Source organism: Nonomuraea sp. LP-02 (assembly GCF_036289125.1).
GTDB classification, from domain to species: Bacteria; Actinomycetota; Actinomycetes; order Streptosporangiales; family Streptosporangiaceae; genus Nonomuraea; species Nonomuraea bangladeshensis.
In genome coordinates this window covers 4758718-4779951 of record NZ_JAXCLK010000001.1, presented here as the reverse complement: position 1 = coordinate 4779951, position 21234 = coordinate 4758718, and the positions used below count along the sequence as shown (strand labels likewise).

General features: G+C 72.3%; 18 protein-coding genes. 16 read left to right on the top strand and 2 right to left on the bottom strand.

Annotation, left to right across the window (positions count from 1 at the left end; all coding sequences use genetic code 11):
* Positions 1-10: 10 nt before the first annotated feature.
* The 5 genes from SMD20_RS22175 (at position 11) to SMD20_RS22155 (ending at position 6210) form a co-directional block, all read left to right on the top strand.
* Complete coding sequence (locus SMD20_RS22175) at positions 11-634, top strand: anticodon-binding protein (protein ID WP_329584115.1); 624 nt, start codon at positions 11-13, stop codon at positions 632-634.
* Between the two features lie 124 nt (positions 635-758).
* Complete coding sequence (lysA, locus tag SMD20_RS22170) at positions 759-2141, top strand: diaminopimelate decarboxylase (RefSeq protein WP_329584114.1); 1383 nt, start codon at positions 759-761, stop codon at positions 2139-2141.
* Complete coding sequence (locus SMD20_RS22165; protein ID WP_329584113.1) at positions 2138-3427, top strand: homoserine dehydrogenase; 1290 nt, start codon at positions 2138-2140, stop codon at positions 3425-3427. Before lysA ends, SMD20_RS22165 begins: the two co-directional genes overlap by 4 nt.
* A gap of 72 nt (positions 3428-3499) precedes the next feature.
* Entirely contained in the window at positions 3500-4579 is a 1080-nt protein-coding gene (locus SMD20_RS22160) for a glycosyltransferase family 2 protein (protein ID WP_329584112.1), read from the top strand.
* On the top strand, positions 4576-6210 hold the full coding sequence (locus tag SMD20_RS22155) for a glycosyltransferase (protein WP_329584111.1): 1635 nt from the start codon (positions 4576-4578) through the stop codon (positions 6208-6210). Before SMD20_RS22160 ends, SMD20_RS22155 begins: the two co-directional genes overlap by 4 nt.
* A 21-nt stretch (positions 6211-6231) precedes the next feature.
* Here the strand turns inward: SMD20_RS22155 and SMD20_RS22150 are convergent, their stop codons facing one another.
* Positions 6232-7719 carry a glycosyltransferase gene (locus tag SMD20_RS22150; RefSeq protein ID WP_329584110.1) on the bottom strand — a complete coding sequence of 496 codons (1488 nt, stop codon included), beginning with the start codon at positions 7717-7719 and terminating at the stop codon, positions 6232-6234.
* 178 nt (positions 7720-7897) lie between these two features.
* Between SMD20_RS22150 and thrC the strand changes: the two genes are divergently transcribed.
* From thrC to SMD20_RS22125, 5 genes are all read left to right on the top strand, one after another.
* On the top strand, positions 7898-8956 hold the full coding sequence (gene thrC / locus SMD20_RS22145) for a threonine synthase (protein ID WP_329584109.1): 1059 nt from the start codon (positions 7898-7900) through the stop codon (positions 8954-8956).
* A gap of 34 nt (positions 8957-8990) precedes the next feature.
* Complete coding sequence (thrB, locus tag SMD20_RS22140; RefSeq protein WP_329584107.1) at positions 8991-9896, top strand: homoserine kinase; 906 nt, start codon at positions 8991-8993, stop codon at positions 9894-9896.
* A gap of 457 nt (positions 9897-10353) precedes the next feature.
* A complete protein-coding gene (gene rho, locus SMD20_RS22135; RefSeq protein ID WP_329584105.1) occupies positions 10354-12372 on the top strand; it encodes a transcription termination factor Rho in 2019 nt (672 codons plus the stop codon).
* Between the two features lie 139 nt (positions 12373-12511).
* On the top strand, positions 12512-13774 hold the full coding sequence (locus tag SMD20_RS22130; protein ID WP_329584103.1) for a sensor histidine kinase: 1263 nt from the start codon (positions 12512-12514) through the stop codon (positions 13772-13774).
* Between the two features lie 10 nt (positions 13775-13784).
* Positions 13785-14420: a response regulator transcription factor gene (locus SMD20_RS22125; RefSeq protein ID WP_329584102.1), complete on the top strand. Its 636-nt coding sequence runs from the start codon at positions 13785-13787 to the stop codon at positions 14418-14420.
* 25 nt (positions 14421-14445) lie between these two features.
* On the opposite strand, the gene SMD20_RS22120 is transcribed toward SMD20_RS22125, so the two are convergent.
* Positions 14446-15480: a hypothetical protein gene (locus SMD20_RS22120; RefSeq protein ID WP_329584101.1), complete on the bottom strand. Its 1035-nt coding sequence runs from the start codon at positions 15478-15480 to the stop codon at positions 14446-14448.
* A 198-nt stretch (positions 15481-15678) separates the two neighbouring features.
* Between SMD20_RS22120 and rpmE the strand changes: the two genes are divergently transcribed.
* The 6 genes from rpmE (at position 15679) to SMD20_RS22090 (ending at position 21206) form a co-directional block, all read left to right on the top strand.
* Entirely contained in the window at positions 15679-15897 is a 219-nt protein-coding gene (rpmE, locus tag SMD20_RS22115; RefSeq protein ID WP_091090811.1) for a 50S ribosomal protein L31, read from the top strand.
* A gap of 103 nt (positions 15898-16000) precedes the next feature.
* Positions 16001-17053: a peptide chain release factor 1 gene (gene prfA, locus SMD20_RS22110; RefSeq protein ID WP_329584100.1), complete on the top strand. Its 1053-nt coding sequence runs from the start codon at positions 16001-16003 to the stop codon at positions 17051-17053.
* Positions 17050-17904, top strand: a complete 855-nt coding sequence (prmC, locus tag SMD20_RS22105) for a peptide chain release factor N(5)-glutamine methyltransferase (RefSeq protein WP_329584098.1) — start codon at positions 17050-17052, stop codon at positions 17902-17904. The genes prfA and prmC overlap by 4 nt, the downstream gene beginning before the upstream one ends.
* Before the next feature lie 21 nt (positions 17905-17925).
* Complete coding sequence (locus SMD20_RS22100) at positions 17926-18573, top strand: L-threonylcarbamoyladenylate synthase (protein WP_329584097.1); 648 nt, start codon at positions 17926-17928, stop codon at positions 18571-18573.
* Positions 18574-18690: 117 nt separating this feature from the next.
* Positions 18691-20832, top strand: coding sequence for a hypothetical protein (locus SMD20_RS22095; protein ID WP_329584096.1), 2142 nt, complete (start codon positions 18691-18693; stop codon positions 20830-20832).
* Positions 20832-21206, top strand: coding sequence for a hypothetical protein (locus tag SMD20_RS22090; protein ID WP_329584094.1), 375 nt, complete (start codon positions 20832-20834; stop codon positions 21204-21206). The genes SMD20_RS22095 and SMD20_RS22090 overlap by 1 nt, the downstream gene beginning before the upstream one ends.
* The last annotated feature ends 28 nt before the right edge of the window (positions 21207-21234 follow it).

The following is a 21234-nucleotide window of genomic DNA, read 5'->3' as shown; positions in this document are numbered from 1 at the left end:
AGTCCTCGGCATGACGTTCCCGGAGCTGGCCGAGGCGCTGGGGGAGCCGCCCGCGCCCGAGGGGACCTGGGAGCGCCGGGCGCTGCTCGTCTCGGCGGCGGCGCTCCGGCGGCGGGTGCCCGTGGCGGAGCTGGCCGGGCGGGTCCGCGCGGTGCCCGGCGTGGCGGGCGTCGCGGCCCGCGCGAACGGGCTCCTGGAGATCGAGGTACGCGTGCCCGGCACGCTGCTGGAGTCGTTCGAGGTCCCGGCGATCCCGGAGCCGGCCTGGCCGGACTTCCCGCGCACCTGGGACAACCCCGGATTCGTGGTCAGGTACGGGCACGCGCGGGCGCAGGCGGTCACGAGGTGGGCCCGCGCGCTCGGGGTGCCCGGTGACGGTTTCGACCCGGCGGCGCTGGACGGCCCCTGGGACCGGGCGGTGCTGCGGGCGCTGGCCGAGCTGCCGGGCCGGGCGGTGAGCAGGGAGCCGGGGTGGGAGGCGTACCTCGTGCGGCTGGCCCTGGCCTTCCACGACGCGCACGAGCGCGCGCCCGCCGTGCCGCGCGGCGACGAACCCGCTCGGCCGGTGCACACGGCGCGGGTGCGGCTGGCGGTGGCGGTGGGACAGGTGTTGATAGGTCCGGAACGGATGTGATCGATCGCAAAATATCCGGCCAAACAGCGAAAAAGCGTAAAAATATCCCTCGTGGAGCCCGATCCCGTCTCGATACGTGGTCACCGGGTCATGGTGGAGTGGCGGTTCCGATAGCCTCGATCGGGTGAGTCGATTCGCCCATCCCGCCGGGGACCGGCACGCCGAGATGCTGCCCCAGGAGCGCCCGCCGCAGGCGCCCGCCGACCTCAACCGGATCCACCCCGCGATCTGGCCCCGAACGTCGACCCGGACCGATGGCGCGCTCACGGTCGGCGGCGTGGACGTGCGCGACCTCGCCCGCGACTTCGGCACCCCGCTCTACGTCCTCGACGAGGACGACGTGCGCTCACGCATGCGCGACTACGCGAGCGCCTTCGCCGGCTCCGACGTGCACTACGCCGGCAAGGCGTTCCTGTGCAAGGAGATCGTGCGCTGGCTCCAGGACGAGGGGCTCGGCCTCGACGTGGCCAGCGGCGGCGAGCTGGCCGTGGCGCTCAGCGTCGGCTTCCCGCCCGAGCGCATCACCCTCCACGGCAACAACAAGTCCGTCGCCGAGCTGTCCAGGGCCCTGGAGGCCGGCGTCGGGCACGTCGTGGTCGACTCCTTCGAGGAGATCGCCAGGCTCGGCTACCTCGCCGAGCGGATGGGCAAGCGGCCCAAGGTGATGATCCGCGTCACCACCGGCGTCGAGGCCCACACCCACGAGTTCATCGCCACCGCGCACGACGACCAGAAGTTCGGCCTCTCACTCGGCCAGGGCACCGCGGCCGAGGCCGTGCGCCGCGTGCTCGCGCTGCCGCAGCTCGAACTCGTCGGGCTCCACTCCCACATCGGCTCCCAGATCGTCGACACCGGCGGGTTCGAGGTCGCCGCGCGGCGGCTGGCCAGGCTGCTGGTGGAGATCAAGGACGAGCACGGCGTCGTGCTGCCCGAGCTCGACCTCGGCGGCGGCTACGGCATCGCCTACGTCGAGGGCGACGAGGCCCCCGACATCAAGGAGCTGGCCGACGGCCTGCGCGAGATCGTCACCAAGGTCTGCGTGGACGCGGGCCTGCCGGTGCCCCGGCTCACCGTCGAGCCCGGCCGCACGATCGTCGGGCCGGGCGGCATCACGCTCTACGAGGTCGGCACCGTCAAGGACGTCGAGGGGCTGCGCACGTACGTCAGCGTCGACGGCGGCATGAGCGACAACGTCCGCACCGCCCTCTACGGCGCCGAGTACACCACGGTGCTGGCCAGCCGCGAGAGCGACGCCCCGCCCATGCTGAGCCGCCTGGTCGGCAAGCACTGCGAGAGCGGCGACATCCTGGTCCGCGACTGCTACTACCCGTCCGACCTCGCGCCGGGCGACCTGGTCGCGGTCTCCGCGACCGGCGCCTACTGCCGGTCGCTGGCCAACAACTACAACTACCTGCCCAAGCCGGCCGTGGTGGCCGTCTCGGGCGGCAAGGCCCGGGTGATCGTACGGGGCGAGACCGAGGACGACCTGTTGAGGGGGCAGCTGTGAAACCGCTGAGAGTGGCTCTGCTGGGCTGCGGGGTCGTGGGCTCGCAGGTCATCCGGCTCCTGCACGAGCAGGCCGACGACCTGGCCGCCCGCGTGGGCGCGCCGCTGGAGCTGGCCGGGGTGGCCGTGCGCCGGCTCGGCCGCAAGCGTGACGTCGAGGTCGATCCCGCGCTGCTGACCACCGACGCCGAGTCGCTGGTCGCCCGCGACGACGTCGACATCGTCATCGAGGTCATCGGCGGCATCGAGCCCGCCCGCGGCCTCATCGTCTCGGCGCTGTCGCGCGGCAAGTCCGTCGTCACCGCCAACAAGGCGCTGCTGGCCGAGGACGGCGCCACCCTGCACGAGGCGGCGCGGGCCGGCAACGGCGACCTCTACTTCGAGGCCAGCGTGGCGGGCGCGATCCCGCTGCTGCGTCCCCTCCGCGAGTCGCTGGCCGGCGACCACGTCAAGCGCGTGCTCGGCATCGTCAACGGCACCACCAACTACATCCTCGACAAGATGGACTCCACGGGCGCGTCCTTCACCGACGCCCTGGAGGAGGCCCAGACCCTCGGCTACGCCGAGGCCGACCCCACGGCCGACGTCGAGGGCTTCGACGCCGCCGCCAAGGCCGCCATCCTCGCCGGGCTCGCCTTCCACAGCCGGGTGACGGCCGCCGACGTGCACCGCGAGGGCATCACCGAGATCACCGCCACCGACGTGGCCTCCGCCAAGGCCATGGGCTACGTCATCAAGCTGCTGGCCATCTGCGCCCGCTCCGACGACGGCCGCTCGTTCGGCGTACGGGTGCACCCGGCGATGATCCCGCGCACTCACCCGCTCGCGGGCGTGCGTGAGGCGTACAACGCGGTCTTCGTGGAGGCCGAGTCGGCCGGGCAGCTCATGTTCTACGGCAAGGGCGCGGGCGGCGCGCCCACGGCCTCGGCCGTGCTCGGCGACCTGGTGGCGGTGGCCCGCAACCGCCTGGCGGGCACCCGCGGCCCCGAGGAGTCCACCTACGCCGACCTGAGCGCCCACCCGATGGGCGAGACCGTCACGCGCCTCCACATGGCGCTCGACGTGGCCGACAAGCCGGGCGTGCTGGCCAGGGTGGCCGAGCTGTTCGCCAAGCACGACGTGTCCATCCAGACCGTGCGTCAGGAGGGGCACGGCGACGACGCCCAGCTCGTCATCGTCACCCACCGCGCCACCGACGCCGCGCTCACCGCGACGCTGGAGGGGCTGCGGGAGCTCGACATCGTGCGGGCCGTGGCCGGCGTGATGCGCGTCGAGGGCGACGACTAGCGCCTGAGAGGCCGCGAAACGGGCGTAAGGTAGGCGCCGACTGAATCCCCGCGGTCGAGGAGCGCCCATTTCATGTCCGTCACCCCGTGCGGTTTCCTGCGCACGCCGGAGAAGGGGCCGGCCCGCCTGCACTGGGCGGGCGGCGGATGGGCGGTCGACGGCCGCCCGCCCGTCGTGCCCGAGCTGCGCCCGCTGCGCGGCCTGGAGATCGAGTGGCCGGACGGGCCGGTGCCCCTCGACGGGCTCATGGAGCTGGCCGCGGCCGGCGTCCCGCTGACCGCCGAGCGGGCCCCCGACTGGGTGCCCGCCGGCCTCGCGGCCCTGCTCACCGACCGCGACTGGCTCGGCCACGCCGCCGACGGCACCGCGCGCAGCCTCGCCGACCTGCGGCGGGAGGAGCACAGCGTACGCCTGCGCCGCCTAGCGCACCCCGCGCCGGAGACCCCGCCCAGCGTCAGCATCGTCATGGCCACCAAGCGGCCCGCCCTGGTCGGCGCGGCGCTGGCGCAGATGGAGCGGCAGCGCGGCGTGACGGCCGAGGTGGTGCTGGGGCTGCACGGCGTGCCGTTCGAGCACGTACGCCAGGCGGTCGAGACGTGCGCGCTGCCGGTGCGATGGGTCGAGGCGCCGGAGTCGGTGCCGTTCGGCGAGGTGCTCAACCAGGCGGCGGCGCTGGCCGGCGGCGACCTCCTCGCCAAGTGGGACGACGACGACTGGTACGGCCCGCACCACCTGTCCGACCTGTTCATGGCCCGCGCCTACGCCGAGGCCGACGTCGTGGGCACCACCGCCGAGTTCTTCTACCTGGAGCCGCTGAAGGCCACCATCAGGCGGACGACGTTCGCGAGCGGCGCCCGCTATCCGAGCGAGGTCTACTCCGACCACGTGGCCGGCGGCACGATCATGGTGCCGCTGGCGCGCTTCAGGGAGATCGGTGGCTTCCCGCCGGTCGCGCGGGCCGTGGACCTCGAGTTCCTCAAGGCGGCCTCGGGGGCGGGCGCGAAGATCTACCGTACGCACGGTCTTGGCTACGTCCTGCGCCGCGGGCTGAGCGGCGACCACACCTGGCAGCTCCCGCTCGCCCACTTCGTCAAGGTGGCCGCCAACCAGTGGCGAGGCTTCCGGCCGAGCCTGCTCATGGAGGCCGCGTGACCGGCCGCATCGCCCGCGTACGCGGCAACGACTACCGGACGCTGCGGCCGGAGCCCGGCTTCACGCCCGAGCTGACGGTCAGCGTCGTCGTCCCCGCGTACGGCGGGCAGCACAAGCTCGACCTCGTGCTGGCGGCGCTCGCCCGGCAGACGTATCCGGCGGAGCTCACCGAGGTGATCGTCGTCGACAACGGCAGCGAGCCGCCGCTGCGCCTGCCCGAGGCCGCGCCCAAGAACGCCCGGCTGATCCGCTGCCCCGAGCCCGGCCGGGCCGCCGCGCGCAACGCCGGGCTGGCCGAGGCCACCGGCGAGGTCATCCACTGGCTCGACTCCGACGTGGTGCTCACGCCCGGCGCGATCGAGGCCCACATGCGCTGGCACCACACGGCGCCCTACCTCGTCGTCACCGGCTACATCAGGTTCACCGAGGCCGAGCCGCCCGCCGAGCTGCCCGGCGACCTGGAGGCGCACTTCGAGCCGGCCGAGCCGCACGCCTGGATCGTCGACCTCGTCGAGCGCACCGGCGGGCTCACCGACAACCCGCAGCGGCCCTTCAGCCTGCACGTCGGCGGCGCCACCTCGGTCCACGCCCGGCTCGTCGCGGCGGCCGGGCCGATGGACGACGACCTCGTACTCGGCCAGGACACCGAGATGGGCTACCGGCTGAGCCAGGCCGGCGCGGTCTTCGTGCCCGAGCCGGCCGCCCGCGCCTACCACCTCGGTCCCACCATGCGCATGCGCGACAAGCCGGCCATCGACCGGGTGAGCCACGCGTTCGTGGCCGACCGCGTCCCCGCCTACCGGTGGCTGCGCGGGCATCCGGGGCGGCAGTGGAAGGTCCCCTACGTGACGGCCGTCGTGGACGGCACGGCGGGCTACGACGAGGTGCGGGCGAGCGTGGACGCGCTGCTCGCCGCCACGGTGCCCGACCTGTCGGTGCTGGTCGTCGGGCCCTGGGACACCCTGCGCCGCGAGCGCCGCGCCCCGCTCCGGGACCCCGCCCTGGACCTGGTGCTGGTCGAGGGCCACTACCGGTACGACGGCAGGGTGCGCCTCGCCGCCGCCGAGGACGTGGACCCCGCGGTGCCGTACGTGCTGCGGCTGCCCGCCGGCTGGGTCCCCGGCGAGGACAGCCTGGCCCGGCTGCTCGACCTGGCCCGCGACGAGGGGCTGGGGCTGGTCAACGTGCTGCTGAGCGAGTCGGCCGAAGGCGTCGTCGCGGCCCGGCTCGAACGCCTCTCCGCCTTCGCCAGGGCCCGCCTCGTGGCCGGGCCCGATGAGGACCTGGACGACGTGGTGGACGAGGTGTCCGGCGTGACGTGGGTCGACGGCGAGACGTACGGGTTCACCGCCGAGGCGGCGGCGCCGGTGGGGCGGCGGAGCGCGTACCGTGCGCGGGCGGAGGCCCAGGCCGAGGCGGCCCGGCTGGCCAAGGAGAACGAGCGGCTGCGGGCGCAGGTGAGCAAGTGGAAGGAGGAGGCCGGCCGCTGGCGCAAGTCGGCGGTCGAGCTCCGGCGCGAGGTCGGCGGGCTGCGGCGCGAGCTCGCGGCCGCCAACCGAGTGGCCCAGCAGAGCCTCCGCACGGTCGTCTCCACCACCATGCGCCGCGCCCTCCGCCGCCCCCGGGACTGAGAGCTCCGCCCCCGCCCCAGGTCAGTTGGGGCGCAGGGCGGACTTCAGCCGGCCGAGCAAGGAGCGCTCGGCGGCGTCGGCGGTGGCGGGCACCGTGACCGGCGCGGGGATGGTGACCGGCTCGGGCTGCTTCGGCGCGGGCCAGTAGCGGTCCGGCGGCTCGTGCCGTACGCCATGCGTGGCCGCGATGACCGCGTCCACGTCGGCGGGGCCGGCGCCGGGCTCGGTGAGCAGGACCGCGCGCCCCAGCGCCGAGGTGCGCTCCAGCCGGGCCGTACGCCCGTCCGGCAGGTCCACGACGAGCACGCCCGTCAGGTCCTTCTGCGCCGACTCGACCATGCGCTCCAGCGTCGCCCGGTGCAGCGGCACGTCCACCGGCCCCCGGTAGCGGAAGGGGCACGGCGCGGGCGTCGGCGCGGCCTCGTCGATGAGCCTGATGCGTTCGTCGTGCGCGAACAGGTCGCGCATCAGCCGCAGCTCGAAGCACGGGTCGCCGAGCACCGAACGCCGCCCGTCCCGCAGCCGCGACCACGGCCCCACCAGCGTCACCACGACGTCCTGCAGCTTGCCGCCGAGCGCCGCCGCGACGGCCTGCCGCACCACCGACTCCGAGGTGTCGGTGACGTCGAGCACGACCTCGACGTACGGCACCAGCCACCGCCGCCCCGGATCCTTGCGCAGGTCCCTCCGCAGCGGGATGCGGTGCGCCAGGTAGGGCTCGACCGCCCGCACCGCCCGCTCCCGGTCGCGGTGCTGCGCGGGCAGCCCCAGGTGGACGGCCTGCGCCTCCAGGTCGGGCACGAACACCACGCCGTGCATGGCCAGCCGGTAGGCGAACTCGGTGTCCTCGCCGCGCGCCACGGTCGGGTCGAGACCGCCCACGGCGTGGAAGACCTCCCGAGGCAGCGCGAACGTCGGCCCCGTGCACACGTGATAGGGATTGCGGCTCGCGCGCAGCCCGTCGGTCTTGGCGATCGTCGCCTCGGTGGAGCTGGAGACGGCCTCGTCCAGCGCGAACACCTCGTCCAGGCGCCGGGCCTGGAAGACCTGCCGGGGCGTGACGGCCGGCGGCTCGACGAACTTCTTCATCCCGATCGTGACCAGGTAGTCCGTGACGTGGTGCCAGCGGGCCAGCGCCTCGATGTGCTCGCGGCAGGCCACCATGTCGGAGTCGAGCCGCTGGATGATCTCGCCGTCGGCGGCCTTGGCGCCGGTGTTGACGGCGTTGGAGATGCCCCAGCCGTCACGCACCCGCACGATGCGCGTGTTGACCGGCCGGAGCTCGGGCAGGCGGATGGGCGGCTCGCTGCCGTCGTCGACGACGAGGACCTCCATCAGCCGGTCCGGGTACGTCTGCGCCGCCAGCGCCGCCAGCGTCAGGTCGAGCTTGTCCTGCCCGCCGTGCGCAGGTATCACCACGCTCACGGAAAGGGCGGGTGACCAGGCGCCCAGCGGCGGCGCCTCGATCGGCGAATAGTCGTTCTGCCTCAGAGCAGGACGCGCGTTCATGGTCGTGACCCCCTGCCGAGACCTTATCGGGAGATGCTGAGAATTTCCTCAATAGCGTCGCTGTCCAACCCATACGTCCGACCCGTGTCCGAGCCGTGTCCGACACTTGGACGCGAATCCGATGCGGTCGCCCGCACCCCGTACACTCTGTGACCAACACCGCAGGTAGGGAGTCATCATGAGCAGGTCGTGGCGTGGCCTCATCGAGGAATACCGCGAGCGTCTTCCCGTGACGACGAAGACGCCGGTCATCACGCTGCTCGAAGGCGGCACGCCGCTGGTGCCCGCGCACCGCGTCTCCGCACTCACGGGGTGCGACGTCTACCTGAAGGTCGAGGGGGCCAACCCCACCGGCAGCTTCAAGGACCGCGGCATGACGATGGCCATCAGCAAGGCGGTCGAGGAGGGAGCCAAGGCGGTCATCTGCGCCTCCACCGGCAACACCTCGGCCTCCGCGGCGGCCTACGCCGTGCGCGCCGGGCTGACCTGCGCCGTCCTGGTGCCGCGCGGGAAGATCGCCATGGGCAAGCTCGCCCAGGCGCTCGTGCACGGGGCCACGCTGCTGCAGGTCGAGGGGTCGTTCGACGACTGCCTGGAGATGACGCGCAAGCTGTCGTCCAGCTACCCGATCGCGCTGGTCAACTCGGTCAACCCCTACCGGCTGCAGGGGCAGAAGACGGCCGCGTTCGAGATCGTCGACACGCTCGGCGACGCGCCCGACATCCACTGCATCCCGGTGGGCAACGCGGGCAACATCTCGGCCTACTGGATGGGCTACCAGGAATACTTCACCGACGGCCTGGCGACGCGGAAGCCCCGCATGTTCGGCTTCCAGGCGAGCGGCGCCGCCCCGATCGTCCAGGGCGCGCCGGTGACCCGCCCGCACACCATCGCCACCGCCATCCGCATCGGCAACCCGGCCTCCTGGTCGCTCGCCACGGCGGCCCGCGACGAGTCCGGCGGCGTCATCCAGTCGGTGACCGACCGGCAGATCGCGGCGGCGTACAAACTGCTGGCCCAGGAAGAGGGCGTGTTCGTGGAGCTGGCCTCGGCGGCGAGCGTCGCCGGTCTGCTCCAGGCACACGAGCAGGGCCTGGTCGAGCCGGGGCAGCGCATCGTCTGCACCGTCACCGGCAACGGGCTGAAGGACCCTGACTGGGCCATCTCGGGAGCGCCGGCGCCGACGGTGATCCCCATCGACGTCCACGCCGCCGCGGCGGCGCTCAACCTCGCCTGACAGAGGTCACGGGGAGTGAGGATCTGATGCGTGAATGAGGACCGTTGACATCCGCGTGCCCGCCACCTCGGCGAACCTCGGCCCGGGTTTCGACGCGCTCGGCCTCGCGCTGAGCCTGTACGACGAGGTCGAGGCCGGCCTCACCGGCGAGCGCGGCGTCGAGGTCAGCGTGAGCGGCGAGGGCGCGGGTGAGGTCGACCTCGGCGAGCGCCACCTGGTCGTACGCGCCATGCGCGAGGCGTTCGGCCGCATGGGGGTCGCGCAGCCCGCCGGCATCCGCCTGCGCTGCCGCAACCGCATCCCGCACGCCCGCGGCCTCGGCTCGTCGTCGGCCGCCGTGTGCGCGGGGCTGCTCGCGGCCCGCGCGCTCGCGGGTGCCGAGTGGCCGGACGACGAGGTGTTCGCGCTGGCCACCGAGATGGAGGGCCATCCCGACAACGTGGCGCCGTGTCTGGCCGGCGGTCTCACCGTCGCCTGGTCCGACCACGCGGGAGCGCCGCATATGGTGAAACTGGCTCCCGACCAGCGGGTCCGTCCCGTCGTCCTGATTCCGTCCGCACGGCTGGCGACGGAGACCGCCCGGGGGCTGCTGCCGAAGGACGTGCCCCACAAGGACGCCTCCTTCAACGCCGGCCGGGCCGCGTTGCTGATAGCCGCGCTGACCCAGCGGCCCGAGACGGGGCTCCTGCTCGCCGCCACGGAAGATCGGCTCCATCAGCATTACCGCGCGCCTGCGATGCCGCAGAGCGCGGCTCTGGTAGAACGTCTGCGTGCAGTGGGCGTGCCCGCGGTCGTTTCGGGAGCGGGTCCCACGGTTCTTGCGTTTTCGACATCGGATACGCAGGATTTGATCGCGCCAGAAGTGGGTAATGACTGGCACATCCAGCAAATGGACGTCGACCCGGTTGGTGCGAACGTTCAGTTCCCCGAGACACGCTGATGCCTCTTTAGACCTTCAGGGAATAGCCGTGTGCGCTGGTGATGTTAGGCTGATAGCCGCACCAGATGCCCCCTTGGTGGGTGCGTGCTTGTCAGCCACACATCGCTGCATCATGCTTCACGTCGCGAGGCGTGGGCAGCGCGGCTGTCTCCCCGGAATTAGTCGCCTCCGGTTGGCCCACACCCGGTTGGCCCGAACCGAGGCGTCTTCGACGGGGATCTGCGCGTTCGAATCCAATCGACATCTGGTTGGCGACAGCAATCTGGGGGGTGTCAGCCACGCGCCACGGCCCAGCGGCGGCGTGACCTACCCCTCCCCAAGAGTGGCGGCCGTCTCCAGCGACAGCCGAAGATCGCAAAGTGCACCCCGACCCGGTCTGTCCCGCCGGATCGCAAGCACCTCCGGGACGCCCGGCAGAACAAAAACCGGCGCCCGACCCCTGGGAAGGACCTTTTAGTTGAGCGACACCACCGAACTCCTCTCCGACGCACCAGGCGCTGAGCCCGCGTCCGGCGACACCCCCACTCGCGCCGCGGCCAAGCCCCGTGCGCGTCGCTCCGGCACCGGCCTGTCCGCCAAGGTGCTGCCCGAGCTGCAGAAGATCGCAGCTGAGCTGGGCATCAGCGGGACGGGGCGCATGCGGAAGAGCCAGCTGATCGCGGCCATCCAGGAGAAGCAGGGTGGCGGCACGGGCGACGCCGCGCCGGCCCCCGCGGCCGCCGCGGAGGCGCCCGCCCCCGTGGCCGAGACGGCCCCCGCGGCCGAGCGGCCCACCCGGGCACGCAGGGAACGTTCCCGCGCCAAGACCGCAGTCGAGGAGCCCGCGCCGCAGCCCGTGGCCGCCGCGCCGGAGCCCGTGGCCCAGGCGCCCGAGCCCGTGGCCGCGCCCGCCGAGACCGTCGTCGAGCAGGCCCAGGCCGCTGACGGCGGCCAGGGCGACTCGCGCGCCGAGCGTGGCGAGAGCCGCAGGGAGCGCCGCAGCCGCGGCGAGCGCCGTGAGCGCGGCGAGCGTTCCTCCGAGCGTTCCTCCGACCGTGGCGAGCGCGGTGACCGGGGCGAGCGCGGTGACCGCGGTGACCGTGGTGACCGTGGCGAGGGTGGTCGCACCGACGGTCGCACCGACGGTCGCACCGACGGCAGGGCCGACGGTCGCGCCGCCGACGCGGGCAGCCGCGGCGACCAGCGGGGTGACCAGCGCGACCAGCGCGGCGACCAGCGGGGCGGCGGCGCCGACGACGACGAGCGCGGTGGCCGTGGCCGCCGTGGCCGCTTCAGGGAGCGCAACCGTGGCCGTGGCCGCGAGCGCTTCGAGGCGGGCGAGCCCGTCATCGGCGACGACGACGTGCTCATCCCGATCGCCGGCATCCTCGACATCCTCGACAACTACGCCTTCGTCAGGACCAGCGGCTACCTGCCGGGCAGCAACGACGTCTACGTCTCGCTCGCCCAGATCCGCCGCAACGGCCTGCGCAAGGGCGACGTCATCACCGGCGCGGTCCGCCAGCCCCGCGAGGGCGAGCGGCGCGAGAAGTTCAACGCCCTGGTCCGCCTCGACACCGTCAACGGCATGGACCCGGACCAGGCCCGCAACCGGCCCGACTTCAACAAGCTGACGCCGCTCTACCCGCAGGAGCGCCTGCGGCTGGAGACCGAGCCCAACATCCTCACCACGAGGATCATCGACCTCGTCTCCCCGATCGGCAAGGGCCAGCGCGGCCTCATCGTCTCGCCGCCCAAGGCCGGCAAGACGATGGTGCTGCAGGCCATCGCCAACGCGATCACCCGCAACAACCCCGAGTGCCACCTGATGGTCGTGCTCGTGGACGAGCGGCCGGAAGAGGTCACCGACATGCAGCGGTCGGTGAAGGGCGAGGTCATCCACTCGACCTTCGACCGTCCCGCCGAGGACCACACCACGGTCGCCGAGCTCGCCATCGAGCGCGCCAAGCGCCTGGTGGAGCTGGGCCACGACGTGGTCGTCCTGCTCGACTCGATCACCCGTCTCGGCCGCGCCTACAACCTGGCGGCGCCGGCGTCCGGGCGCATCCTGTCGGGTGGTGTCGACTCCACGGCCCTCTACCCGCCCAAGCGCTTCTTCGGCGCCGCCCGCAACATCGAGAACGGCGGCTCGCTGACGATCCTCGCCACGGCCCTGGTCGAGACCGGGTCCAAGATGGACGAGGTCATCTTCGAGGAGTTCAAGGGCACCGGCAACATGGAGCTCAAGCTCAACCGCTCCCTGGCCGACAAGCGCATCTTCCCCGCGGTGGACGTCGACGCGTCCGGCACCCGTAAGGAAGAGATCCTCATGGCCAGGGAAGAGCTCCAGATCGTCTGGAAGCTGCGCCGGGTGCTGCACGCGCTCGACATGCAGCAGGCGCTGGAGCTGCTCCTGGAGAAGATGAAGGAGACCAAGTCCAACGCGGAGTTCCTGCTCCAGGTCCAGAAGACCACGGTGAGCAGCGACCGCGACTAGCGGCACGACGGTTGAGGGCGGCAGGTGACCCACCTGCCGCCCTTTCCGCGTTCATAGGGCGCTTACTGGGGTTAGCCCCACCCTCCGGACACGAGTCACCTCCATTCCCGCGCGGAGCCGCGCCGTGCAGGCTTGGGTCATGCGATCCGTGGCGTTGAAGGACCGGGTGCCCTGGGGGCCCAGAGGGCCGTTGGGGGTGCTGGCCGACCCCATGACGTGGCGGGCGGCGGCGTACCTGCTGGTCAGCGGGGTGATCGGGCTCGGCTGGTTCCTGCTGTTGTCGTTCGCGGTGCCGGCCTCGCTCACGCTGGCGGTGGTGTGGGTGGGCGTGCCCCTGGCCATGGCGACCGTGCTCATGTGGCGCGGCGGGGCGATGCTGGAGCGGCGGGTGCTGCGGGCGGTGTTCGGGGTGCGCATCGCGGACCCGTACCGGCGGCGGCCGGAGGGCGGGGTGGCGGCGTACCTCCAGTGGCTCGTCACCGATCCCGCGACCTGGAAGGACCTGGGCTACCTGCTCATGCTGCTGCCGCTCGGCGCGGTCGAGACGGTGGTGTCGTTCGGGCTGTGGGTGTCGACGGCGGTGCTGCTCCTCGCGCCGGTGATCCTGCGGGTGAGCATGGCGGCCGACGGCCAGACGTACGCCGTGGAGGACCACGTGGCCACCTGGTTGTGCGTGCCCGCCGGGCTCGTGCTGCTCGTGCTGACCGCCTACCTCGCCCGCGCGATGGGCTGGCTGCACGGGACGCTCGCGACCGTGCTGCTCGGCGCCCCCGAGGAGGAACGGCTGCGGGTGAGCCGCGCCCGGGGGGTGGACGCGGCCGAGGCCGAGCGGCGCAGGATCGAACGTGATCTGCACGACGGCGCGCAGCAGCGGCTGCTGTCGGTCGCGGTGGACCTCGGACGGGCGCAGGCCAAGTTCGACACCGACCCCGACACGGCGCGCGAGCTCATCGTCCAGGCCCACGCCGGCACCAAGGCCGCCATCGCCGAGCTGCGCGACCTCGCGAGAGGCATCCATCCGGCCATCCTCAGCGACCGCGGGCTCGACGCCGCGCTGTCGGGCCTGGCCGCGCGGGCCCCCGTCCACGTGGACGTCACGGTCGAGCTGACCGAGCGGCCGCCCGCGGCGGTGGAGAGCATCGCGTACTTCATCGTCGCCGAGGCGCTGGCCAACATGGCCAAGCACGCGGTCGCCACGGAGGCGTCGGTGTCGGTGTTCAGGGAACGGGCCGCCGTGGTCGTGGACGTGTGGGACAACGGCGTCGGCGGCGCCCTCGTCACCCCCGGCGGCGGGCTGGCGGGGCTGGCGGACCGGGCGGCCACCATCGACGGCGTGCTCGTCGTGCACAGCCCCGTCGGGGGCCCCACCATCGTCCGCGCGGAGCTGCCCTGCGAGTGGTAAGCATGAGGCCATGCGCGTGGTGATCGCCGAGGACTCCGTACTGCTGCGCGAAGGGCTCGCCCGGCTGCTGGCCGACGGCGGCATCGACACGGTCGCGGCCGTCGCCGACGGGCCGGCGCTGGAGGCCGCCGTCCGCACGCACCGGCCCGACCTGGCCATCGTCGACGTACGCATGCCGCCCACGCACACCGACGAGGGCCTGCGGGCGGCGCTGCGGGTGCGCGCCGAGCGTCCCGACTTCCCGATCCTCGTCCTGTCGCAGTACGTCGAGGAGCGCTACGCGGGCGACCTCATCGGCCGGGCCGTCGGCTACCTGCTGAAGGAGCGGGTGGCCGACGTGACCGAGTTCCTGGAGGCGGTGCGGCAGGTGGCGGCGGGCGGCACCGTCATCGACCCCGAGGTCGTCGTGCAGCTCCTCAGCCGGCAGCGCCGCGGCGCGCCGCTCGACTCGCTCTCCCCGCGCGAACGCGAGGTGCTGGCCCTCATGGCGGAGGGCCGCTCCAACACCGCCATCGCCGCGCGGCTCGTCGTCACCGAGGGCGCGGTCGAGAAGCACATCTCCAGCATCTTCGCCAAGCTGGCCCTCGGGCCGGCGCCCGAGGACCATCGGCGGGTGCTCGCCGTGCTCACCTACCTCGGCCGATGAGCCAGCAGGTGAGTCGGCGGGTGAGTCAGCGGACGTCCACGAACTCCTGCGGCGACAGCGACGCGCTGGTCGTCCTCGTGCCGGGCACCCTGACGCGGTAGTAGCCGTCCTTGCGGGCCGTGTACGTCTTGGCGTACCTGCCGGTCGAGGTGGTCTTCGCGAAACCGAGCAGCTTGTACGTCTTGGTCCCCTTGACCTTGAAGTACACCTCGATGATCTTGCGCGGGTACGCCTTCGAGCCGCGGTAGACCTTCCCCGACACCTTGACCTTCTTGCCCGCCACGACCTTGGCCGGGGCCGAGATCGTGACCCTCGACCGCGCCTTCTTGGAGGCGCCGTTCACCGGCTCGGCGACGGTGAAGCCGGCCACGCCCTTGAGCGTCTGGCCGCCCTTGTGCGCGTACACCTCCAGCGTCCAGTCGCCAGGCGCGGTGTCGTCGGAGAAGTACGTGGTGCCGCGGTACTTCCCGTCCGACTCCCTGGCGAGGTCGCCCAGGTCGTAGAACTCGCCGCCGCCCGCGTTGACCAGCTTGGCCGACACCTTCGAGGCGTCCTTCACGCTCGCCTCGACGGTGACCTTCACGTCCTTGCCGGTGACGAGCCGCACCGGGTTCGGGGTGACCTTGGCGGCGGTGATGCCCTGCTTGCCGGCGACCCGTACGACGAACGGCGTGTTGCTCGTGCCGCCGTCGCGGGCGACGGCGACGTTGAGCTTCCACTCGCCCGCCGGGTCGTCCGCGGCGATCCGCCACCTGCCGGTGATCCGCTGCGTGGCCGCGGCGTCGCCGGGCCGGAAGTCGAACGTCACCGTACGCACGGCCCTGCCCGGCGCCTCGATGCCGCCCGTCACGCCCGTGACCTGGGCCGGGTCCTTGAGGTTGAGCGTCACGGTGCCCTCGACCTCGTTCTGCAGCGGGACGGAGGCGTTGGCGGACGCCTCGCCCGTGAAGTCGCCCGCGGCCGCGCGGCGGGTCGCGTCGGCGACGCTCGTGCCGGTGCCTCCCAGGAGAACGGCGGCCCCCATGGCGGTCGCGAGCAGCGACCTCAGCCTTCTTCTCATCCGGAGTTCCTAACAAGAGTGAGGGATGGTGCAAAGGAGCCTATTGCGGCGGCGCGCGGAGTGCGGGGGCGCTGCGCGGGAATGCCCGATGGCCTGGGATGGTTGCACGATCTGGCACACTGGTAGCTGACCATTTTGCGGTTCCGGTTCACGCCATGCCTTGCGGCGACCCGGCGGCCGCAGCCCGAAAGGACAGCGATGAAGAGCGACATCCACCCCGATTACCACGTGACGCAGGTCTCCTGCTCCTGCGGTAACACCTTCACCACCCGCAGCACCGCCAAGAACGGCGTGATCCACGCCGACGTGTGCTCGGCCTGCCACCCGTTCTACACGGGCAAGCAGAAGATCCTGGACACCGGCGGCCGGGTGGCGCGCTTCGAGAAGCGCTTCGGCAAGAAGGCCGCGGGCAAGTAGCTCACCACACGCCGGCCCGGCCGCACATCCGCGTGCGCCGGGTCGGCGTTGTCGGTAAGCGACACCACGCCCTCAGCCGATCCACACACCTCAAGGACCCACGGTGAACCTCGACGAGTTGCTCAAGGAGTATTCCGAGCTGGAGCTGCAGCTCGCCGACCCCGCCGTGCACGCCGCCCAGTCCAAGGCCCGCACCCTGGGCCGCCGCTACTCCCAGCTCACCCCGATCGTGACCACCTATCGGGAGCTGGCCTCGGTCCGCGAGGACCTGAGCGCGGCCAAGGAGCTCGCCGGCGAGGACGAGTCGTTCGCGGCCGAGGCCGCCGAGCTCGAAGCGCGCGTCCCGCAGCTGGAGGAGCGGCTCAAGCACCTGCTCATCCCGCGCGATCCCAATGATGACAAGGACATCATCATGGAGATCAAGGCGGGCGAGGGCGGCGAGGAGTCCGCGCTGTTCGCCGGCGACCTGCTGCGGATGTACCTCCGCTACGCCGAGCGGCTCGGCTGGAAGACCGAGGTCATCGACTCCCAGCCGTCCGACCTCGGCGGCTACAAGGACGTCACGGTCGCGATCAAGGCCAAGGGCGACGAGGGCGTGTGGTCCAGGCTCAAGTTCGAGGGCGGCGTCCACCGCGTGCAGCGGGTGCCCGTCACCGAGTCGCAGGGCCGCATCCACACCAGCGCCGCCGGCGTGCTCGTCTACCCCGAGGCGGAGGAGGTCGACGTCCAGGTCGACCCCAACGACCTGCGCATCGACGTCTATCGCTCCAGCGGCCCCGGCGGCCAGAGCGTCAACACCACCGACTCCGCGGTCCGCATCACCCACCTGCCGACCGGCGTCGTCGTCTCCTGCCAGAACGAGAAGAGCCAGCTCCAGAACAAGGAGTCGGCGATGCGCATCCTGCGCGCCCGGCTGCTGGCCATCGCCCAGGAGGAGGCCGAGGCCGCGGCCCAGGCCGAGCGCAAGTCGCAGGTCCGCACGGTCGACCGCTCGGAGCGCGTCCGCACCTACAACTTCCCGGAAAACCGCATCTCCGACCACCGCGTCGGCTTCAAGGCGTATAACCTCGACCAGGTGCTCGACGGCGAGCTCAACGCCGTCACCCAGTCCCTCATCGACGCCGAGATGGCGGAGAAGCTCGCACAACACTCATGAGTCTGCTGCTGGACGAGATCGCCCTCGCCACCGCCCGGTTGGCTGAGGCAGGCGTGCCCTCACCGCGCACGGACGCGGAGGAGATCGCGGCGTTCGTCCACGGCGTGCGCAGAAGCGAGCTCCACACGGTCAAGGACGCCGACTTCGACGCGCTGTTCTGGGAGGGCGTCGCGCGGCGCGAGGCCCGTGAGCCGCTGCAGCACATCACCGGCCACGCCTACTTCCGCTACCTGGAGCTCGCGGTCGGGCCCGGCGTGTTCGTGCCGCGCCCCGAGACCGAGGTCATGACCGGCTGGGCCATCGAACGGCTGCGCGAGATGGACGTCAACGCGCCGCTCGTGGTCGACCTCGGCACCGGCTCCGGGGCCATCGCGCTGTCGATCGCCCAGGAGGTCGCGCTGGCCGAGGTGCACGCCGTGGAGGTCGATCCCGCGGCCTACACCTGGGCCAAGCGCAACATCACCGAGCTCGGCCAGGGACGCACACACCTGCACCCGGAAGACCTCGCCGAGGCGCTGCCCGAGCTGGAGGGCAAGGTCGACCTGGTCATCTCCAACCCGCCCTACATCCCGCCCGGCGCGATCCCGCGCGACCCGGAGGTCCGCGACTACGATCCCGCCCGCGCGCTCTACGGCTCCGGCGACGACGGCCTCGAGGAGGTCCGCGCGGTCGAGCGCACCGCCCGCCGGCTGCTGCGGCCGGGCGGCTGGGTCGCCGTCGAGCACGCCGACCAGCAGGGCCGGTCCGTCTACCTGACCTTCCCCGAGGACAACGGCTGGCGCGACGTGCGCCTGCGCCAGGACCTCACCAGAAGGGACCGCTTCGTCACGGCCCGGCTGGGCCAGGACTGAGTCACCACCGAGGAGTACGCCGTGGGACGACGCTTTGACTGCTCAGACCCCGAGCAGAAGGCCGAGGGGCTGAAGGAGGCCACCGAGGCCGTACGCAGGGGCGAGCTCGTGGTGCTGCCGACCGACACCGTCTACGGCATCGGCGCCGACGCCTTCACCCCGGCCGCCGTCACCGCCCTGCTCGACGCCAAGGGGCGCGGGCGCGACATGCCGCCGCCGGTGCTCGTGGGCACCGTACGAGCCGCCACAGCGCTCGTGGACGACCTGGGGCCGTACGGGCAGGATCTCATCGACGCCTTCTGGCCGGGGCCGCTCACGCTCGTCTGCAAGGCCAACAGGGCCCTTTCCTGGGACCTGGGCGACACCAAGGGGACGGTCGCCGTTCGCATGCCGCTCCACCCGGTGGCGCTCGAACTGCTCAAGGAGACCGGCCCCATGGCCGTCTCCAGCGCCAACCGTTCCGGCGCCCCGGCCGCCACGACGGCGGAGGACGCGGAGACGCAGCTCGGCGAGTCGGTCGCGGTCTACCTCGACGGCGGCAAGACCACCGACAACACGCCCTCCACCATCCTCGACCTCACCACCGCCGTGCCCAGGCTGCTGCGGAGCGGGGCCATCCCGGTCCAGAAGCTGCGCGGCATCATCGGGTACGTCGCCACCGACGACTGACGCCCCGGGCGGGATGACCTGCCGCTCGACGTATACCGTCTGCTTATCCCGGCTGCGGTGGCGCTCCGGCCGTGATTACGGTGAGGCCCGGAGCGGCGAGACGTCGGGGAGTGGCCCATGGGCAAGTACGACGGCATGGATCCCAAGCTCGTGCGCGAGCTGCTGTCCGAGGCGAAACACGCGGCCACGGAGATGCGGGCGGTCGAGGACCGCGTCCGCTCCGCGCTCGGCCGCGCCGGGGTGTCGGTGCGGGCCACCCACCGCCCCGTGCAGGTCGCCGAGGCCGTCGACGCCATGGTCAAGGACGTGAACGGGCGGCTCGCGGTGCTGGAGAAGCGCGCCGAGCAGCCCGACAAGTCCGACACCACCCGCCCCGCCGATCCGGTGTCGCCCGGCAACCGGCCGGGGAACGACGAGGGGGCGAAGGACGTACGCGGGGACGACAAACCCACCCAGGAAACCCCGAAGACCGACGCCGACGGCAAGACAGGCGCGGACGGCAAGACCGACGCTCACGGGAAGAAGGGCTCCGACGGGAAGACGGGGTCGGACGGGAAGACCGACGCTGACGGCAAGACGGGCGCTGACGGCAAGACGGGCGCTGACGGCAAGACGGGCGCGGACGGCAAGACCGGTTCTGACGGGAAACCTGACGCTGACGGGAAGAAGGGCTCCGACGGGAAGCCCGACGCTGACGGTAAGACGGGCTCCGACGGCAAGACCGGGTCGGACGGCAAGACCGGTTCCGACGGGAAGCCCGACGCTGACGGTAAGACCTGTGACGACACCGGGGACAAGAACACCGGGGACAAGAACACTGGGACAGGCAAGGACACAGGCACCGACACGGGGACGAGAAGGGGTGACAACGGCGTCACCGACACTCCCGCCAAGAACCACCCCGACGACACAGCAGCCACAAAACCCCATGTCGTCGAAGTGGACGGAGTCAAGGTCCTCCAGATCCCCCTGGACCCGCCCACGGCCGAGCAGGTCGAGAACATGCTCAGGAACGCCGACCAGATTCAACCCGCCGACATGCCCAAACCACCCACGACCGACACCGGCGCAGCAGCGACCCCCGGCACGAGCGACTCCCCGCCCCAGGGCATGCCGAGCGTCGAGGCGCCGGCAGGCGAGTACGGCAAGGGCGAATGGGCCGAACGCGACATCCGCCCTGACGGCACGCAAGGCTCCATCAACCCGAACGACCCCTCATCCACGACCTCACCACCGGACGGCGGCACCGGCGCGGCGACAACCCCCGGCACCGTCGAAGCCGGCTATTCGCGGGACGACAGCAGCGCGACGGCCATCACGCCGATCGACGACAAGCCCTCGAACGCGGACACGGGTACGGGCACGGACACCGGCTGCGACTCCACCACCGACCGCACCCCGGGCGGCAACAACACGACACCCGAAGGCACGGGTAAGGGGGATGCCCGTGCCCCCTCAGGCGGCACGGGCGCGACCCCTGGCGGCATCGGCTCGGAGTCAGGTGGAGCGGATCCCACGCCACCTGGTGGCGGCTCCAACCCGGACGGCGCAGGATCCCCGCGCGGCGACACTGGCACGACGACACCGAGCGGCGAACGTACGACGCCGGGCGACGCGGGCACGGCCCGCGGTGACGGCGGCTCGGCCCCGAACGGGAACCAGGGAGTGATCATCCCGCCGACACCCCCGGCCGCCGACGGCGGCGGCGAGGGCGCGACCGGAGGCAACGGCGGCGGCATCACACCACCGGCAACCGGCGGGGACGGTACGTCGGGGTCTGGTCAGGATGCGGCGCCGAGCCCGGGTCATGGGGCGGCGTCCGGTGATGGGGCGGGCTCGGGAAGTCCGGGGATAAGGCTCATGGACGACCCCGGCGTGTCGGTGGTCGCTCACGGGTACGGCGGTGCCGGGGCGGAGGGGGGCGGGGCTCACGGTGGTGCGCAGGTGCGGATCACGGCTGGGGGAGAGGTCCCTGGGTGGGCCGGGGGCGGCGGTGACGCGGTGTCCGTCGAGGTGACGCCGCCCGATCAGGACGCGCCCCGCGCCGGCGTCGGCCATCACCGCGACATTCACCCCCAGGACATCCCGTCCGTACGGATCCCGCCCGGCGAGTACGACACCGGCGACTACGGCACGGATGCCCGGCCGGCCCAGGACATCCGCCCCGACGGCCCCCCGGGCACGATCGAGCCCGACCGGCCCGGCGACCCCGACCGGCCCGACCCCCGAAATACCCAGAAGCCGGAAAGGACCGCGTGATGTACGTCGACCCGCCGGCCCCCCGCCCCAAGGCCGTGGACGAGCGTCCCCCGGCCACCTCCACAGGCCCCCTGGACAACCAGCCCGCCGCCTGGGAGTTCAACCCGGAGTACCAGCGCCTGGTCGTCGCCTGGCAGACCGTCCTGCCCCAGCTGGAGTCTCTCAGGACGACCCTGGACAAGGCGTTCAACCTGGCCAGGAGCCCCCAGACGTGGGACGCCCCGGTCGGCGAGCGGTACGTCCAGGACATCCGCGAGTGGCGCACCAGGCTGGCCGTCTACCGGCACGCGGTGCTGACGGCGATCAGTGACGAAGCTCACGACACGCCCCGCTGGATCCCGGTAAAGACGAGCGCTCCCCACGCGTTCCCCTGACGCGCCGCGGACCCGCTCCCAGGAGAAC

Coding starts and splice junctions, on each gene's coding strand:
- prmC (WP_329584098.1), top strand. CDS start 17,050: ATGAGTCTGCTGCTGGACGAGATCGCCCTCGCCACCGCCCGGTTGGCT.
- SMD20_RS22150 (WP_329584110.1), bottom strand. CDS start 7,719: ATGAACGCGCGTCCTGCTCTGAGGCAGAACGACTATTCGCCGATCGAG.
- SMD20_RS22125 (WP_329584102.1), top strand. CDS start 13,785: ATGCGCGTGGTGATCGCCGAGGACTCCGTACTGCTGCGCGAAGGGCTC.
- SMD20_RS22120 (WP_329584101.1), bottom strand. CDS start 15,480: ATGAGAAGAAGGCTGAGGTCGCTGCTCGCGACCGCCATGGGGGCCGCC.
- rpmE (WP_091090811.1), top strand. CDS start 15,679: ATGAAGAGCGACATCCACCCCGATTACCACGTGACGCAGGTCTCCTGC.
- SMD20_RS22160 (WP_329584112.1), top strand. CDS start 3,500: ATGTCCGTCACCCCGTGCGGTTTCCTGCGCACGCCGGAGAAGGGGCCG.
- SMD20_RS22130 (WP_329584103.1), top strand. CDS start 12,512: ATGCGATCCGTGGCGTTGAAGGACCGGGTGCCCTGGGGGCCCAGAGGG.
- thrB (WP_329584107.1), top strand. CDS start 8,991: ATGAGGACCGTTGACATCCGCGTGCCCGCCACCTCGGCGAACCTCGGC.
- SMD20_RS22090 (WP_329584094.1), top strand. CDS start 20,832: ATGTACGTCGACCCGCCGGCCCCCCGCCCCAAGGCCGTGGACGAGCGT.
- SMD20_RS22175 (WP_329584115.1), top strand. CDS start 11: ATGACGTTCCCGGAGCTGGCCGAGGCGCTGGGGGAGCCGCCCGCGCCC.
- SMD20_RS22095 (WP_329584096.1), top strand. CDS start 18,691: ATGGGCAAGTACGACGGCATGGATCCCAAGCTCGTGCGCGAGCTGCTG.
- thrC (WP_329584109.1), top strand. CDS start 7,898: ATGAGCAGGTCGTGGCGTGGCCTCATCGAGGAATACCGCGAGCGTCTT.